Annotated in this window: 6 protein-coding genes, 1 tRNA gene and 2 rRNA genes (1 of these 9 cut by a window edge); 1 reads left to right on the forward strand and 8 read right to left on the reverse strand. The window is 67.1% G+C overall.

Annotation, left to right across the window (positions count from 1 at the left end; all coding sequences use genetic code 11):
* Positions 1–18 precede the first annotated feature (18 nt).
* From OG302_RS12380 to OG302_RS12395, 4 genes are all read right to left on the reverse strand, one after another.
* On the reverse strand, positions 19–906 hold the full coding sequence (locus tag OG302_RS12380) for a helix-turn-helix domain-containing protein (protein WP_371526852.1): 888 nt from the start codon (positions 904–906) through the stop codon (positions 19–21).
* Between the two features lie 188 nt (positions 907–1,094).
* Positions 1,095–3,881, reverse strand: coding sequence for a DNA translocase FtsK (locus OG302_RS12385; RefSeq protein WP_371526853.1), 2,787 nt, complete (start codon positions 3,879–3,881; stop codon positions 1,095–1,097).
* A gap of 115 nt (positions 3,882–3,996) precedes the next feature.
* Positions 3,997–4,680: a two-component system response regulator gene (locus tag OG302_RS12390; protein ID WP_160507566.1), complete on the reverse strand. Its 684-nt coding sequence runs from the start codon at positions 4,678–4,680 to the stop codon at positions 3,997–3,999.
* A 244-nt stretch (positions 4,681–4,924) separates the two neighbouring features.
* Positions 4,925–10,438, reverse strand: coding sequence for a HAMP domain-containing protein (locus OG302_RS12395; RefSeq protein WP_371526854.1), 5,514 nt, complete (start codon positions 10,436–10,438; stop codon positions 4,925–4,927).
* 273 nt (positions 10,439–10,711) lie between these two features.
* Here OG302_RS12395 and OG302_RS12400 point away from each other — a divergent pair, with 273 nt between their 5' ends.
* Complete coding sequence (locus OG302_RS12400; RefSeq protein WP_371526855.1) at positions 10,712–13,375, forward strand: SpoIIE family protein phosphatase; 2,664 nt, start codon at positions 10,712–10,714, stop codon at positions 13,373–13,375.
* An 85-nt stretch (positions 13,376–13,460) separates the two neighbouring features.
* On the opposite strand, the gene OG302_RS12405 is transcribed toward OG302_RS12400, so the two are convergent.
* The 4 genes from OG302_RS12405 to OG302_RS12420 form a co-directional block, all read right to left on the reverse strand.
* Positions 13,461–13,533: transfer RNA gene (locus OG302_RS12405), tRNA-Thr, on the reverse strand.
* Between the two features lie 86 nt (positions 13,534–13,619).
* Positions 13,620–14,282, reverse strand: a complete 663-nt coding sequence (locus OG302_RS12410) for a DegT/DnrJ/EryC1/StrS family aminotransferase (protein ID WP_371526856.1) — start codon at positions 14,280–14,282, stop codon at positions 13,620–13,622.
* A gap of 114 nt (positions 14,283–14,396) precedes the next feature.
* Positions 14,397–14,513, reverse strand: a 5S ribosomal RNA gene (gene rrf, locus OG302_RS12415).
* 91 nt (positions 14,514–14,604) lie between these two features.
* Positions 14,605–16,709: ribosomal RNA gene (locus OG302_RS12420) — 23S ribosomal RNA — on the reverse strand; it runs 1,020 nt beyond the window's last position.

Genomic DNA, 16,709 nt, shown 5'->3' on the forward strand with positions numbered 1-16,709 from the left:
GGCCGCTGCCGCAAGGGTTCAGCCGACCTCGGGGTCGCCCTTGGTGTAGGTGAGCCGCTCGACCTGGCCGGGCTCGAACTCGTTCTCGACCGTCTTGCCGTTCACGAAGAGCGTGATCGCGCCGGCGTCACCCAGGACCAGGTCGATCTTCTGCTTGTCCTGGAAGGTCTTCGACTTGCCCTGCTCCAGGACGCCGTCGAAGAGCGTCCGGCCGTTGTGGTCCTTGGCCGAGATCCAGCTGCGGCCGTCCGCGGCGTTGACCTTGACCGTGACCTTGTCCCGCGGGGCACCGGCGATCGCGCTGTCCGACGGGTCCGGCTTGGGGTCGGCGGGCTTGTTGGGCGCCGGCTTCGTGGCGGGCTTGCTGGTGGCGGGGGTGGCACCCTCGGCGACCTGCGACTTCGAGCCGTCTTCCTCGTCCCCGCCGCTGAACGCGGTGAAGCCGACGAAGCCGATGACCGCGACGATCGCCGCGACCATGGCGGCGGTCCAGTTGGGACGGCGCGGATCGGACCTGATCCGCTCGGCCTCGAAGAGGGGCGCCGCCGGGGTGGGCGCGGGCGGGCGACCGCCGTGCGCCTCGTCGTACTGGGCCAGCAGAAGGGCGGGGTCGAGCCCCACGGCACGGGCGAGCGTCCGGATGTGGCCGCGGGCGTACACATCTCCGCCACATCGGGAGAAGTCGTCCTGTTCGATCGCGTGCACGATCGGGATGCGCACCCGGGTGGACGTACTGATTTCGTCGACGGTCAGGCCCGCGTCGACACGTGCCTGCTGCAGCGTGCGCCCGATCGAGGGCCGGTCGTCAGCCGGGCTCTCGGCTGCGGGACGGTCGTCCACGGGACGGTCGTCTGTAGGTCGGTGGTCTGAAGGGCGGTCGTCTTCAGGGGAGTTGCCGATGGACACGGGGGCGCCTTTCGAGCGTGTAGCCACCTGCCGGATGTTCAGTCTAGGGGGGTTCGTGAAGGGTGGGGCAACCGGGCGACGGACTTTGTACGCCATCGGAATGGCCCGACATCCTGATGGCGGGGCATGGGGCTGTCCCTCCCCTCAACTTGACGTATGCCGAAGGGAAACGGTTGCCTGCCGCTCCCTTATGGGTGAGCCTCCCCGCGGATCACTGCCAGCACGCCATCCAGCTCATCGGGTTTCACAAGAACGTCACGAGCCTTTGAGCCTTCGCTGGGCCCCACGATGCCGCGCGACTCCATGAGGTCCATGAGCCGTCCGGCCTTCGCGAAACCGACGCGCAGCTTGCGCTGAAGCATTGACGTGGACCCGAATTGAGTGGAAACCACCAGCTCAGCGGCCTGGCAGAGCAGATCGAGATCGTCGCCGATGTCCTCGTCGATCTCCTTCTTCGGCTTGCTGCCCACGGTGACGTCTTCCCGGAAGACGGGCGCCATCTGGTCCTTGCAGTGCTGGACCACCGCGTGGATCTCGTCCTCGGTGACAAAGGCGCCCTGCATTCGGGTGGGCTTGTTCGCGCCCATCGGGAGGAAGAGCCCGTCACCCTTGCCGATCAGCTTCTCGGCGCCCGGCTGGTCGAGGATGACGCGGCTGTCGGCGAGCGACGACGTCGCGAAGGCGAGCCGCGAGGGCACGTTCGCCTTGATCAGACCGGTCACGACGTCCACGGACGGCCGCTGCGTGGCGAGCACCAGGTGGATGCCCGCCGCACGCGCGAGCTGCGTGATGCGCACGATCGAGTCCTCGACATCGCGCGGGGCGACCATCATGAGGTCGGCGAGCTCGTCGACGATCACCAGCAGATACGGGTACGGGCTGAGCTCGCGCTCGCTGCCCTCGGGCGTCTTGAGCTTGCCGTCACGGACGGCCTGGTTGAAGTCGTCGATGTGCCGGTAGCCGAACGCCGCCAGGTCGTCGTAGCGCAGGTCCATCTCGCGCACGACCCACTGGAGCGCCTCGGCGGCCCGCTTGGGGTTGGTGATGATGGGTGTGATCAGGTGCGGGATGCCCTCGTACGCGGTGAGCTCGACGCGCTTGGGGTCGACGAGGACCATGCGTACGTCCTCGGGGGTCGCCCGCATCATGATCGACGTGATCAGACAGTTGATGCACGAGGACTTGCCGGAGCCGGTGGCTCCGGCGACCAGGATGTGCGGCATCTTCGCCATGTTGGCCATGACGTAGCCGCCCTCGACGTCCTTGCCGAGCGCCACCAGCATCGGGTGATCGTCCTCGGCCGCGTCCGCCAGACGGAGCACGTCGCCCACGTTGACCATCTCGCGGTCGGTGTTCGGGATCTCGATGCCGACGGCGGACTTGCCGGGGATGGGGCTGATGATGCGGACATCGGGGCTGGCCACCGCGTACGCGATGTTCTTGGCCAGAGCCGTGATCTTCTCGACCTTCACGGCCGGGCCGAGCTCGATCTCGTACCGCGTGACCGTCGGGCCCCGCGTGAAGCCGGTGACGTCCGCGTCGACCTTGAACTCCGTGAACACATTGCTGAGCGAGGCGACGACCGCGTCGTTGGCCGCGCTGCGCGTCTTGCCGGGACCGCCGCGTTCGAGCAGGTCGAGAGAGGGCAGCGAGTACGTGATGTCCCCGGCGAGCTGCAGCTGCTCGGCGCGCGGCGGGAGGTCCCGCGACTTCTCCGGGGCGGATTTCGTCAGGTCCGGTACTCCGGAGTCGTCCGACTCGCCGGGCTTCTTGCGCCGCACGCCGGGCGGCGGGCTGTCCGTGGCGCGCGCGGTGGGCACCGGCGCGGAGCTCTCGGCAGGCTGTTCGGGTGTCGCCGACGGCTTCTCGGGCTTCTCGTGGCGCTCCCCGGAGACGCTCTGCGTGAGGTCGGCGACCAGCGGCGACGGCGGCATGCCGTGCAGGACGGCGCCGTCCAGGGCGGCGGCAGCGGCGGCCGCCACGTCCACCGCGTCCATGGGACGGTCCAGAGAGGGCTGTGACGCCCTGCGGGGCCTGCGGCGGCGGGTGAGCGCCTCTTCCTCCGCCTGGTCCGGGGCGTACGCCTCAGGGGCCTCTGCGCGCCTGCGTGCGCGGGCGGGCAGGGCCTCGCGCCACTGCTCCTCGTACCGCTCGTCGTCCCCGTAGTCGCCCTGCAGGTCTTCGGGTTCCGCCTGGACGATGCCGAGCCTGATGCCGAGCAGCCGCAGCCGCTGCGGGATGGCGTTGACGGGCGTCGCCGTGACCACGAGCAGCCCGAAAACGGTCAGCAGGACGAGCAGCGGTACGGCGAGGACCTCGCCCATGGTGAAGATCAGCGGGGTGGACGTGGCCCAGCCGATGAGGCCGCCCGCGTCCCTTATGGCCGCCATGCCGTCCGCGCGGGCGGGCGAGCCGCAGGCGATGTGCACCTGGCCGAGCACACCGACCACGAGGGCGGACAGGCCGATCACGATGCGGCCGTTCGCCTCGGGCTTCTCGGGGTGCCGGATGAGGCGCACACCGATGACCGCGAGCAGTATCGGAAGAAGCAGATCGAGGCGGCCGAAGGCACCGGTCACCAGCATCTCGACGAGATCGCCCACGGGACCGCGCAGATTCGACCACGTGCCCGCGGCGACGATCAGCGCGATGCCGAGCAGCAGCAGCGCGAGGCCGTCCTTGCGGTGCGCCGGATCGAGTCCCTTGGCGCCTCGCCCTATGCCGCGGAACAGCGCGCCCACGCTGTGCGCGAGACCGAGCCAGAGGGCGCGCGCCAGGCGGTACACACCGCCCGTGGGACTGGGCGCCGGCTTGGGTACGGGCTTCTTCGCCGCGGCTTTCTTGGCGGGCGCCTTCTTCGCCGGGGCCTTCTTGGCCGGCGGCTTCTTGGCGACGGCCTTCTTCGCCGGAGCCTTTGTGGGCGCGGCCGCCTTCTTCGCGGGCGTCTTCTTGGCTGCGGACGGACGTGAGGCCATGGGTCTGAGGTTACCGGTGGAGGCCACTGCGGACACGTGTGCCTACTGCTTCACCCGTTTGTGTCGCCCCTGCGGGGGCGGTGAACTGACGGACGTTCACCGCTCCCGCGTGGGCTCAACTCTGCGAGGACACCGAAGGCGCACCGCTTCCGGTGCCCGGCTCCAGGGCGTCAAGAGCCCGCCGCAAGCCGGTGAGTTTGCGTTCGAGATGGGCAGCGGTGGCGACCGCGGCGGCATCCGCCGAGTCGTCGTCCAGCTGCTTCGAGAGCGCTTCCGCCTGTTCCTCGACCGCCGCGAGGCGGGCGGAGAGCTCGGCCAGAAGCCCTGCGGGCTCCTTGGCGTCACCCGCCGCGGACTTGCCGCCGCCTTCCAGCTGGAGACGCAGCAGGGCTGCCTGCTCCCGCAGTTGGCAGTTCTTCATGTACAGCTCGACGAACACCGAGACCTTCGCGCGCAGCACCCACGGATCGAACGGCTTGGAGATGTAGTCCACCGCACCGGCCGCGTAACCGCGGAACGTGTGATGCGGGCCGTGGTTGATGGCGGTGAGGAAGATGATCGGGATGTCCCGGGTCCGTTCCCGCCGCTTGATGTGCGCGGCGGTCTCGAAACCGTCCATGCCTGGCATCTGGACATCCAGCAGAATGACCGCGAAGTCGTCCGTGAGTAGTGCTTTGAGCGCTTCCTCCCCGGACGATGCCCGTACCAGGGTCTGATCGAGCGCAGAGAGGATGGCCTCCAGCGCCAGCAGATTCTCCGGCCGGTCATCGACCAGGAGGATCTTGGCCTTCTGCACCATGGCCCGCCCTCCTCGCCCCGGCGGTACACCGGGCGCCGCCCCAGGGGACGACTCCCTTACGCCGTCCTTCCTTGTGCCGGTCATCGTAGCCGCACCCCGCCTGTCGCCACACCCTGTCACCGCGATGTCACTGTGCACGTAGCAGAAACGCAGTGGGAGACCAGAAGGTTCCCCGAATACCGTGGTTCTACACGGCTTCGGCCACACTCTGTCAGCAACTCCGCGTAATGAAGCCTCTTCTCGGTCACTCCCCGCGCATCCACTGCTCCATCACCGAGAGCAGATGATCCGGGTCGACCGGCTTCGTAACGTAATCGGACGCCCCGGAGTCGATGGCCTTCTCCCGATCACCCTTCATGGCCTTCGCGGTGAGCGCGATGATCGGGAGCCCGGCGAACTGCGGCATCCTGCGGATCGCCGTCGTCGTCGCATACCCGTCCATCTCCGGCATCATGATGTCCATCAGGACGACCGTCACGTCGTCGTGCTGTTCCAGGACCTCGATGCCCTCGCGGCCGTTCTCCGCGTACAGCACCGAGAGCCCGTGCTGTTCCAGGACGCTGGTGAGCGCGAACACGTTACGGATGTCGTCGTCGACGATGAGCACCTTCTCGCCGCCGAACTGATAGCCGGGACGCGCCTCGGGCGCCTCCTGCCCAGCGGCCGGCCACTGCTCCTCCGAGCGCTGCTCCTGAGGCTCCGCGACACCCTGCCCGGGCAGCACAGGCGGCTGCTCCGACGAGGCGTGCGCGGCCCGACGGCGGCGCCGGAAGAGCGTGCCGGAATCCGGCATCGCGTCCAGCCGCGGCGGCGTGGCCGGCTCGCTGCGCGGGGGCTGCTCGGCCGTGGACGGGCCCTCCTCCAGGGCGGGCCGCGCGACCGTGCCCGGCAGGGGCGCCAGTTGCGTGTAGCCCTGCGGAGGCAGTTCGCTCGGGTGCAGCGGCAAATAGAGCGTGAACGTCGATCCGCGCCCCGGTTCGCTCGCCGCGTGGATCTCGCCGCCGAGGAGGCGCGCGATCTCCCGGCTGATGGACAGCCCAAGGCCCGTGCCGCCGTACTTCCGGCTCGTCGTGCCGTCGGCCTGCTTGAACGCCTCGAAGATGACCCGCATCTTGCTGCCCGCGATCCCGATGCCGGTGTCGCTCACCGAGAAGGCGATCAGGTCCGCGTCCGCGTCCCGCAGCGAACCCGCCTCCAGGAGCTGTTCGCGGATGGCGTTGGGCACATCGGCGTTCGCGTGCCGGATCACCAGCTCGACCGCTCCGGAGTCGGTGAACTTCACCGCGTTGGACAGGAGGTTGCGCAGCACCTGGAGCAGGCGCTGTTCGTCCGTGTGCAGCGTGGCGGGCAGCTCCGGGGACACCCGTACGGAGAAGTCGAGTCCCTTCTCCGCGGTCAGCGGCCGGAACGTGGCCTCTACGTAGTCCACCAGTTGCACCAGAGCGATGCGCGTCGGGGAGACGTCCATCTTGCCCGCCTCGACCTTGGAGAGGTCGAGGATGTCGTTGATCAGCTGCAGCAGGTCCGAGCCCGCGCCATGGATCGTCTCGGCGAACTCGACCTGCTTGGGGGTGAGGTTCGCGTCGGCGTTGTCGGCGAGCAACTTGGCAAGGATCAGCAGCGAGTTGAGCGGCGTCCGCAGCTCGTGCGACATGTTCGCGAGGAACTCGGACTTGTACCGCATCGAGACCGCGAGCTGCTCGGCGCGCTCCTCCAGGACCTGCCTGGCCTCTTCGATCTCGGTGTTCTTGACCTCGATGTCGCGGTTCTGCTGGGCGAGCAGCTCGGCCTTCTCCTCCAGCTCCGCGTTGGAGTCCTGCAGCGCCTTCTGCCGGTTCTCCAACTCAGCCGAACGCTCCCGCAGTTGCTCGGTCAGCTCCTGCGACTGCTTGAGCAGCACCTCGGTCTTCGTGTTGACGCTGATGGTGTTGACGCTTGTCGCGATCATCTCGGCGATCTGGCTGAGGAAGTCCTTCTGGATCTGCGTGAACGGCTGGAAAGCCGCCAGTTCGATCACGCCGAGGACGGTGTTCTCGAAGAGCACCGGAAGGACGATCACCTGCGCGGGCGGCGCCTCACCGAGGCCGGAGGCGATCCGCAGATAGCCGGACGGCGCGTTCTCCACGAGGATCGTGCGCCGCTCCTGGGCCGCCGTGCCGATCAGCGTCTCACCGGGCCGGAAGGATGTCGGCATGGAGCCCATGGAGTAGCCGTAACTACCCATCATGCGCAGCTCGTACGCGTCCCCGTGCTCGGCACCGGGCTCCGTGCCCTCGTCCGTGGGCATCGCCAGGAAGAAGGCGCCGTGCTGCGCGGAGACCACCGGTGTCAGCTCGCTCATGATCAGCGAGGCGACGTCCGCCAGATCGCGGCGACCCTGCATCAGACCGGAGATGCGGGCCAGGTTGCCCTTGAGCCAGTCCTGTTCCTTGTTGGCCAGGGTGGTGTCGCGGAGGTTGGCGATCATCGAGTTGATGTTGTCCTGGAGGACCTGGATCTCGCCCGCCGCGTCCACGTCGATCTTGAGGTTCAGGTCGCCGCGGGTCACCGCGGTGGCGACCTCGGCGATGGCGCGCACCTGACGGGTCAGGTTCCCGGCCATCTCGTTCACCGATTCGGTGAGGTCGCGCCATGTGCCGTCGACGTCCCGCACCCGCGCCTGACCGCCCAGCTGCCCTTCGGTGCCCACCTCGCGGGCCACGCGCGTGACCTGCTCGGCGAAGGACGACAGCTGGTCGACCATCGTGTTGATGGTGGTCTTCAGCTCCAGGATCTCGCCCCGGGCGTCGATGTCGATCTTCTTGGTCAGATCGCCCTTGGCGATCGCGGTGGTGACCATCGCGATGTTGCGGACCTGGCCGGTGAGGTTGGAGGCCATGCCGTTCACGGACTCCGTCAGGTCCTTCCACGTGCCCGACACTCCGGGCACCCGGGCCTGACCGCCGAGGATGCCGTCCGTGCCCACCTCGCGGGCCACCCGGGTCACCTCGTCCGCGAACGAACTCAGCGTCTTCACCATCGTGTTGACGGTGTCGGCGAGCTGCGCGACCTCGCCACGCGCCTCGACGGTGACCTTCTTGGTCAGGTCTCCGTTGGCGACCGCCGCCGCGACCTGGGAGATGTTGCGCACCTGGCCGGTCAGGTTGTTCGCCATCAGGTTGACGTTGTCGCTGAGGTCCTTCCAGGTGCCGGTGACGCCCGGGACCCGCGCCTGCCCGCCGAGGTTGCCCTCGGTGCCCACCTCGCGGGCCACGCGGTTGACCTGCTCGGCGAAGTTCGAGAGCTGGTCGACCATCGTGTTCACGGTGGTGACGAGTTCGAGGATCTCGCCCTTGGCGTCGACGGTGATCTTCTTGGAGAGGTCGCCCATGGCGACGGCGGTGGTGACCTCGGCGATGTTGCGGACCTGAAGGGTCAGGTTGTTCGCCATGCCGTTCACGGACTGCGTGAGGTCCTTCCAGGTGCCGGAGACACCCTGCACCTCGGCCTGGCCGCCCAGGATGCCGTCGGTGCCCACCTCTCGGGCCACCCGGGTCACCTGCTCGGCGAAGGCGGAGAGCTGGTCCACCATCGTGTTGAGGGTGTTCTTCAGCTCCAGGATCTCGCCGCGGGCGTCCACGTCGATCTTCTGCGACAGGTCACCGCGCGCCACCGCGGTCGCGACCTGCGCGATGTTGCGCACCTGGGCGGTGAGGTTGCCGGCCATGCCGTTCACGGAGTCGGTCAGGTCGCGCCACACACCGGCCACTCCGGGCACCTGCGCCTGACCGCCGAGACGGCCTTCCGTGCCCACCTCGCGGGCCACCCGGGTCACTTGGTCCGCGAAGGCGGAGAGCTGGTCGACCATCGTGTTGATGGTGTTCTTCAGCTCCAGGATCTCGCCGCGGGCGTCCACGTCGATCTTCTGGGACAGGTCACCGCGGGCGACCGCCGTCGTGACCTGGGCGATCTGGCGTACCTGGGACGTCAGGTTCCCCGCCATGAAGTTGACGGAGTCGGTGAGTTCCTTCCAGGTGCCGCTGACGCCGTCCACGCGGGCCTGGCCGCCGAGACGGCCCTCCGTACCCACGTCCCGGGCCATCCGCGTGACCTGGTCGGCGAAGGACGACAGCTGGTCCACCATCGTGTTGACGGTGTTCTTCAACTGAAGCATCTCGCCGGACACGTCGACGGTGACCTTCTGCGACAGATCGCCGTTCGCGACCGCCGTCGTCACCTGCGCGATGTTGCGGACCTGGCCCGTGAGGTTGCGGAAGGCCGTGTTGACCGAGTCCGTCAGGTCCTTCCACGTGCCCGCCGCACCCTGCACCTGCGCCTGGCCACCGAGCTCACCCTCCACACCGATCTCGCGCGCTACACGCGTCACTTCGGCACCGAAGGCGGAGAGCTGGTCCACCATCGTGTTCACGGTGTTCTTCAGCTCGAGCATCTCGCCCGCGACGTCGACGGTGACCTTCTGGGACAGATCGCCGTTGGCGACCGCCGTCGTCACCGTCGCGATGTCCCGCACCTGCGTGGTGAGGTTCCGGAAGACCGTGTTCACCGAGTCGGTGAGGTCCTTCCACGTCCCCGCCGCGCCCGGCACGTTCGCCTGACCGCCCAGCTGCCCCTCGGCACCGACCTCGTTCGCGACGCGGGTGACCTCGTCCGCGAACGTACGCAGCGTCTCGGTCATCTGGTTGATGGTCTCGGCGAGTTGAGCGACCTCGCCGCGCGCGCTCACCGTTACCTTCTGGGACAGATCACCGTTCGCGACGGCCGTCGTGACCTGGGCAATCCCCCGCACCTGGGCGGTGAGGTTGCCGGCCATAAGATTCACCGAATCGGTGAGGTCCTTCCACACGCCCGCCACACCCGGCACCTGCGCCTGACCGCCGAGCTCACCCTCCGTACCGACCTCGCGCGCGACGCGCGTCACCTCGGAGGAGAACGACGAGAGCTGGTCCACCATCGTGTTGACGGTGTTCTTCAGCTCCAGCATCTCGCCGGCGACGTGGACCGTCACCTTCCGGGACAAGTCACCCTTGGCGACCGCCGTCGTGACGAGAGCAATGTCACGTACCTGCGCGGTGAGCCGGTACGCCATGGTGTTCACCGAATCCGTGAGGTCTTTCCACGAACCGGACATTCCGCGTACCCGCGCCTGACCGCCCAGCTTGCCCTCGGTACCCACCTCGCTGGCCACCCGGGTGACCTCGTCGGTGAACGTCGAGAGCTGGTCGACCAGGTTGTTGACCGTCCTGCCGACCTTCAGGAACTCCCCGCGCAGAGGATGACCGTTTCCCTCGTCCGCCTGCGCCCGCAGCTCCATCCGCTGCTCCAGGTCGCCCTCGGCGACCGCGGAGAGCACACGCCCGACCTCGGAGACGGGGCGCACGAGATCGTCGACGAGCGCGTTCGACGCGTCGATCGCCGCCGCCCACGAGCCCTCACTCGCGCCGGTTTCCAGCCGTTCCGTGAGCTTTCCCTCACGTCCGACCATGCGCCGGACCCGGGAGATCTCACCGGTCAGATGCAGATTCCGGTCGGCCACCTCGTTGAAGACGGCCGCGATCTCGGACATGACGTCGTCACCGGAGACCGTGAGCCGCTTGCGGAAGTTTCCGTCCCGCATGGCCGCCAGCGCCGCGAGCAACCTGTTCAGGGCAGCCGTGTCCACGGACGTAGTCGCCCCGTTGCGCGGTTTGCGCTGTTTACTCTGGGACTGTCCGTCTTTCGCACGCGTTTTAGTGCCCCGCGTCGCTGCGCCAGACTCCACTGTGTCCCTCCCGCAAGGGTCGACCGTACTGCTCGGGTTACCTGGGCTCTCTCCAAGAAGCTTGCCCAGTGTTTCACCATGGCTGAACCAGGCCATAACAGTTCGGCAGCTTCGCACACCGTCCGCACACCCTCCGGGCGGAAACACTGACGACCGGCACCAGCATGGACGGCGAAGGTAAGTAACCTGGCATCCGGCTGTCCAACCACCCCGGTCCTGCCCGGCCTGGGCGGTGGCACACGTACAAGCGGGCATCGGAGGGGCGGCCGCACCATGGTGGGAGATCTGGGCGTCGATACTCGTACGAGGAGTTCTGTGATCACCGCGCGCGCGGCTGCGACTTTCGACCCCGTCGGGCGTTCCGTCGCGACGGCCCGCTCCTTTGTCCGCGACACCCTCCAGGGCTGGGGGTTCACGGACATCGTCGACGACGCGGTCGTCCTCACCAGCGAGCTGGTCACGAACGCCGTGGTGCACGCCGGGACCGCCGCCGACGTCCTCTGCCTGCGCAGCGAGGACGCCGTACGCATCGAGGTCTCCGACCACTATCCGGAACGTGAGATTCCACTCCAGCAGTCCGCGGCGAGCATGGGCAGCCCCGACCGCGAGGGAGGCCGCGGCCTCCAGCTGTGCGCGGCGCTCGCCACCCGCTGGGGCGTCGACTACTCCCCCACCCACAAACAGGTCTGGTTCCAACTCGACCTCCCCGACCGCTCGGTGGGCACCCGCGCGGCCGGCCCCGCCCTCCCCGCCGAACTCCTCCCGCTCACCGACGGCAGAGTCCGCGTCGCCGTGGTCCAGATCGATCGCGTGGGCGCGATCTCCGCCTGGAACGAAGACGCCGAAGAGCTCTTCGGGTACGTCGCGGAACAGGTCACCGGGAAACCGCTGACCGACTTCGCCGCCTGGCCGCACACCCCGGGCACCAGTACGGGCATCGTGGAAGCGCTCCAACTCTCCCGCTGGGAGGGCAGTTACGGCATCCGCGGCTCCGACGGCCGCGTGACCCCCGTCTACGCCTCGCACCTGCGCGTCCGCGACACCGACGGCGAGCCCTCCACGGTCTGCCTGCTCGTCCGCGACGACGAGCGCGCCGTCCTGCAGACCCCGCTGCGCGGCCCCGCCCCCGAGCCCGGCGCCCTCACCGAGTCGCACACCGCGGACCCCTTCGAGGTCTTCATCGGCTCCCCGGCGCCGGACGACCTCGACGGTCTGCTCCAGCGCACGGTCGAACGCGCCCGCGACATGCTCGACGGCGACGCCGCCTTCCTGCTCCTCGCCACGGACGACGAGACGGAACTGGAGGTCCGTGCCTCCACAGGCCTGCCCTCCGCCCGCCAGCGCTTCGCCCGCGTCCCCGTGGAGGCAGGACCCGGACGGTACGGCTCCGCCCGCATGCCGGCCGTACACGAGGACCTCACGGTCGTCCCCGGCGCCGTCCCCCTCCTCAGCGGCACGGGCATGCGCTCCGTCGTCACGGTCCCGCTGAAGGTCGAGGGCCGCCTCACGGGCTCCCTGGGTGTCGCAGCCGAAGCCCCCGACCGGTACTCGAACGAAGAGGCTCTGCGTCTCCAGTTCGCCGCCGACCGCATCGCCCTGGCCGTCGAGTCCGCGCGCCTCGGCGAGCTGGAGCGCCTGCGCCGCGGCTCGCTCTCCTTCCTCGTCGAGGCCTCCGACCTCCTCGCCGGCACCCTGGACCGCGACCAGACCCTGGCGCTCATGGCCCAGATGACGGTCCCGACGCTCGCCACCTGGTGCGCGGTCTACACGATCGCCGACCAGTCCTCCGAGCCCTATCTCTCGTACGTCCTCCATGAGGACGAGGAGCGCATCGACGGTCTGAAGGCGCTCCTCTCCAAGATCGCCCCTCCCGACCCCGTGCCGACCCCGGGAGCCCGCGTCTGGGCCGCTCCCTCGGAGGCCGCCCACCAGGCCGCCCTGCGCACCTCCATGCGCAGCCTCGGCCTCGGTGAGCCCATGAGCCTGGGCTCGGGCATCGGCACGACGCTCTCCACGGCATCCGCGGTGGGCGGCGAGACGGTCGTCCTGCCCCTGGTCGCCCGCAACCGCGTCATCGGCATGCTCACGCTGGGCAAGCCCTCCGACGAACACTTCCGCCAAGAGATCCTGGAATTGGCCGAAGATCTCTCCCGCCGTGCGGCCCTCGCCCTGGACAACGCCCGCCTGTACTCGGAGCGCATGGCCATCAGCCAGTCCCTCCAGCGCAGCCTGCTGCCGCCGGGGCTTCCGCAGATCCCGGGCGTCGAGGTCGAGGTCATCTACCGCGCGGCCGGCGAGGGCAATGAGGTCGGCGGCGACTTCTACGACCTCTTCCCCATCCGGGACGGCGCGTACGGCTTCGCGATCGGCGACGTCTGCGGCACGGGCCCGGAGGCCGCCGCGGTCACGGGTCTGGCCCGCCACGCCCTGCGCCTCCTGGCCCGCGAGGGCTTCGGTGGCCCCGCGGTCCTGGAACGCCTGAACGCCGCGATCCTCGACGAGGGCGCCCGCAGCCGCTTCCTGACCCTGCTCTACGGGGAGTTGTGGCCGCAGGAGGACGGCTCTGCCGTCCTGAAGATCGTCTGCGCCGGCCATCCGCTCCCGCTCCGCCTGCGCCAGGACGGCACGGTCGAGCCGTACGCGGAGCCCCAGCCGCTCCTCGGCGTCATGGAGGACCTGGAGCTCTACGAACAGACGATGACGCTCGACCCGGGCGACGTCCTGCTCTGCGTGACGGACGGGGTCACCGAGCGCCGCGAAGGCACCCGCATGCTCGGCGACGACGGCCTCGCGGACGTCCTCACCACGTGCACCGGCCTCACCGCGGGCGCGGTCGCGGCCCGCATCATGCGTGCCGTCGAACGCTTCGCGACGGACGCCCCGTCGGACGACATGGCGATCCTCGCGATGCGAGTCCCCGGCCTCCAGAAGGACTAAGGGGGGCGGGGGCCCGCCCCCCTTCTCCCGGGAAACAAAAAAGTCCCCGCCCAACTGGGCGGGGACTTTCTCGACTTACTCTCTGAGCCCCCAAGCGGAATCGAACCGCTGACCTTCTCCTTACCATGGAGACGCTCTACCGACTGAGCTATAGGGGCCTGTTGCCTTTTCGCGGCTTCCCGCGTGGCAACGGAATAAAGCATACCCCGAACAGACGGCTGCTCAGAACCGCCTCCGGCACCGCTCAGAACGCGGGTTGCAGCAGCCCACCGAGAGCGTTGCACGCGGAGACGACCCGCTGCAGTTCACGCCGCGACAGGGAAGCGCCGACGGGCAATGTCAGCGTCTCGTCCGCGGCACGCTCGGTCTCCGGGAGGGATACGTCCCGCCAGAACTTCGGCGTGCGGTGTACGGGCGTCTTCACCGGCACCCGGCAGTCGATTCCCCTGGCCCGCACGGACCGCGCGAAGGCGTCCCGGTCAGGCCGGCCGTTGCCGGGCACCCGCACGACGTACTGCTGATAGCTGTGCCCCTCGACCCCGTCAGGGGTGACGACACCGCTCAATCCTCCGCTGAGATACATCGCGTGCGCCCGACGCTGCGCGAGCTCGTCGAACGGGGCGTCCGACTCGCCCTGTTCCAGTACGAGAATGCCGTGCCGCTGCCCGACGTCCCGAAGCCGCCTGACGTCGGCCGGGTGCCCGAAGCGGTGCACGACGGCCACGGCAGCCGTACGGGAGGTGACGGCGGCGGTCACCGCATCAGGATCGAGGCAGTACGACGCCCGATCTATGTCCGCGAACACGGGCACGGCCCCGGCCAGGACCACGGCCTCGGCGATCTCGACGTTTCCGAACGCCGGCACGATGACCTCGTCACCGGCGCCGACTCCTGCGGCTCGCAACATGCCAACTGTCCCCATGCCTCAGATGCTGGCTGCGGAACGTGAACGGCAAGTGACGCAAAACAAAAAAGAGCTGGTCCCTGAACCGAAGTTCAGGGACCAGCTCCATTAATAATAGTTCGGCGGCGTCCTACTCTCCCACAGGGTCCCCCCTGCAGTACCATCGGCGCTGTGAGGCTTAGCTTCCGGGTTCGGAATGTAACCGGGCGTTTCCCTCACGCTATGACCACCGAAACACTATGAAACTGTCAACCGCACCGTAGTCGTGGCCCGACATACGGGGTTGTTCGTGGTTTCAGAACCAACACAGTGGACGCGAGCAACTGAGGACAAGCCCTCGGCCTATTAGTACCAGTCACCTCCACCCGTTACCGGGCTTCCAGATCTGGCCTATCAACCCAGTCGTCTACTGGGAGCCTTAACCCCTCAAAGGGGGTGGGAATACTCATCTCGAAGCAGGCTTCCCGCTTAGATGCTTTCAGCGGTTATCCTTTCCGAACGTAGCCAACCAGCCATGCCCTTGGCAGGACAACTGGCACACCAGAGGTTCGTCCGTCCCGGTCCTCTCGTACTAGGGACAGCCCTTCTCAATATTCCTACGCGCACAGCGGATAGGGACCGAACTGTCTCACGACGTTCTAAACCCAGCTCGCGTACCGCTTTAATGGGCGAACAGCCCAACCCTTGGGACCGACTCCAGCCCCAGGATGCGACGAGCCGACATCGAGGTGCCAAACCATCCCGTCGATATGGACTCTTGGGGAAGATCAGCCTGTTATCCCCGGGGTACCTTTTATCCGTTGAGCGACGGCGCTTCCACAAGCCACCGCCGGATCACTAGTCCCGACTTTCGTCCCTGCTCGACCCGTCGGTCTCACAGTCAAGCTCCCTTGTGCACTTACACTCAACACCTGATTACCAACCAGGCTGAGGGAACCTTTGGGCGCCTCCGTTACTCTTTGGGAGGCAACCGCCCCAGTTAAACTACCCATCAGACACTGTCCCTGATCCGGATCACGGACCCAGGTTAGACATCCAGCACGACCAGAGTGGTATTTCAACGTTGACTCCACGAACACTGGCGTGCCCGCTTCAAAGTCTCCCACCTATCCTACACAAGCCGAACCGAACACCAATATCAAACTGTAGTAAAGGTCCCGGGGTCTTTCCGTCCTGCTGCGCGAAACGAGCATCTTTACTCGTAGTGCAATTTCACCGGGCCTATGGTTGAGACAGTCGAGAAGTCGTTACGCCATTCGTGCAGGTCGGAACTTACCCGACAAGGAATTTCGCTACCTTAGGATGGTTATAGTTACCACCGCCGTTTACTGGCGCTTAAGTTCTCAGCTTCGCACACCCGAAAGTGCACTAACCGGTCCCCTTAACGTTCCAGCACCGGGCAGGCGTCAGTCCGTATACATCGCCTTACGGCTTCGCACGGACCTGTGTTTTTAGTAAACAGTCGCTTCTCGCTGGTCTCTGCGGCCACCCCCAGCTCACGGAGTAAATCCGATCACCGGTGATGGCCCCCCTTCTCCCGAAGTTACGGGGGCATTTTGCCGAGTTCCTTAACCATAGTTCACCCGAACGCCTCGGTATTCTCTACCTGACCACCTGAGTCGGTTTAGGGTACGGGCCGCCATGAAACTCGCTAGAGGCTTTTCTCGACAGCATAGGATCATCCACTTCACCACAATCGGCTCGGCATCAGGTCTCAGGCTTAATGCGTGACGGATTTACCTATCACACGCCCTACACCCTTACCCCGGGACTACCACCGCCCGGGCTGGACTACCTTCCTGCGTCACCCCATCACTCACCTACTACCACCTTGGACCGGCGGCTCCACCACTTCCCTTTGCCCGAAGGCTCCAGGACGGCTTCACGGCCTTAGCATCAATGGGCTCGATGTTTGACGCTTCACAGCGGGTACCGGAATATCAACCGGTTATCCATCGACTACGCCTGTCGGCCTCGCCTTAGGTCCCGACTTACCCTGGGCAGATCAGCTTGACCCAGGAACCCTTAGTCAATCGGCGCACACGTTTCTCACGTATGTATCGCTACTCATGCCTGCATTCTCACTCGTGAACCGTCCACCACTAGCTTCCGCTGCAGCTTCACCCGGCACACGACGCTCCCCTACCCATCACAGCACCCGTTGGGGCTTATTACTGCAATGACACGACTTCGGCGGTACGCTTGAGCCCCGCTACATTGTCGGCGCGGAATCACTTGACCAGTGAGCTATTACGCACTCTTTCAAGGGTGGCTGCTTCTAAGCCAACCTCCTGGTTGTCTCTGCGACTCCACATCCTTTCCCACTTAGCGTACGCTTAGGGGCCTTAGTCGATGCTCTGGGCTGTTTCCCTCTCGACCATGGAGCTTATCCCCCACAGTCTCACTGCCGTGCTCTCACTTACCGGCATT

The sequence above is a fragment of the Streptomyces sp. NBC_01283 genome, assembly GCF_041435335.1.
Lineage (GTDB): Bacteria > Actinomycetota > Actinomycetes > Streptomycetales > Streptomycetaceae > Streptomyces.

What these genes read in the sequence shown, in the direction of transcription:
- OG302_RS12385 (WP_371526853.1), bottom strand. Translation starts at nt 3,881, where the DNA reads ATGGCCTCACGTCCGTCCGCAGCCAAGAAGACGCCCGCGAAGAAGGCG.
- OG302_RS12390 (WP_160507566.1), bottom strand. Translation starts at nt 4,680, where the DNA reads ATGGTGCAGAAGGCCAAGATCCTCCTGGTCGATGACCGGCCGGAGAAT.
- OG302_RS12400 (WP_371526855.1), top strand. Translation starts at nt 10,712, where the DNA reads ATGGTGGGAGATCTGGGCGTCGATACTCGTACGAGGAGTTCTGTGATC.
- OG302_RS12410 (WP_371526856.1), bottom strand. Translation starts at nt 14,282, where the DNA reads ATGTTGCGAGCCGCAGGAGTCGGCGCCGGTGACGAGGTCATCGTGCCG.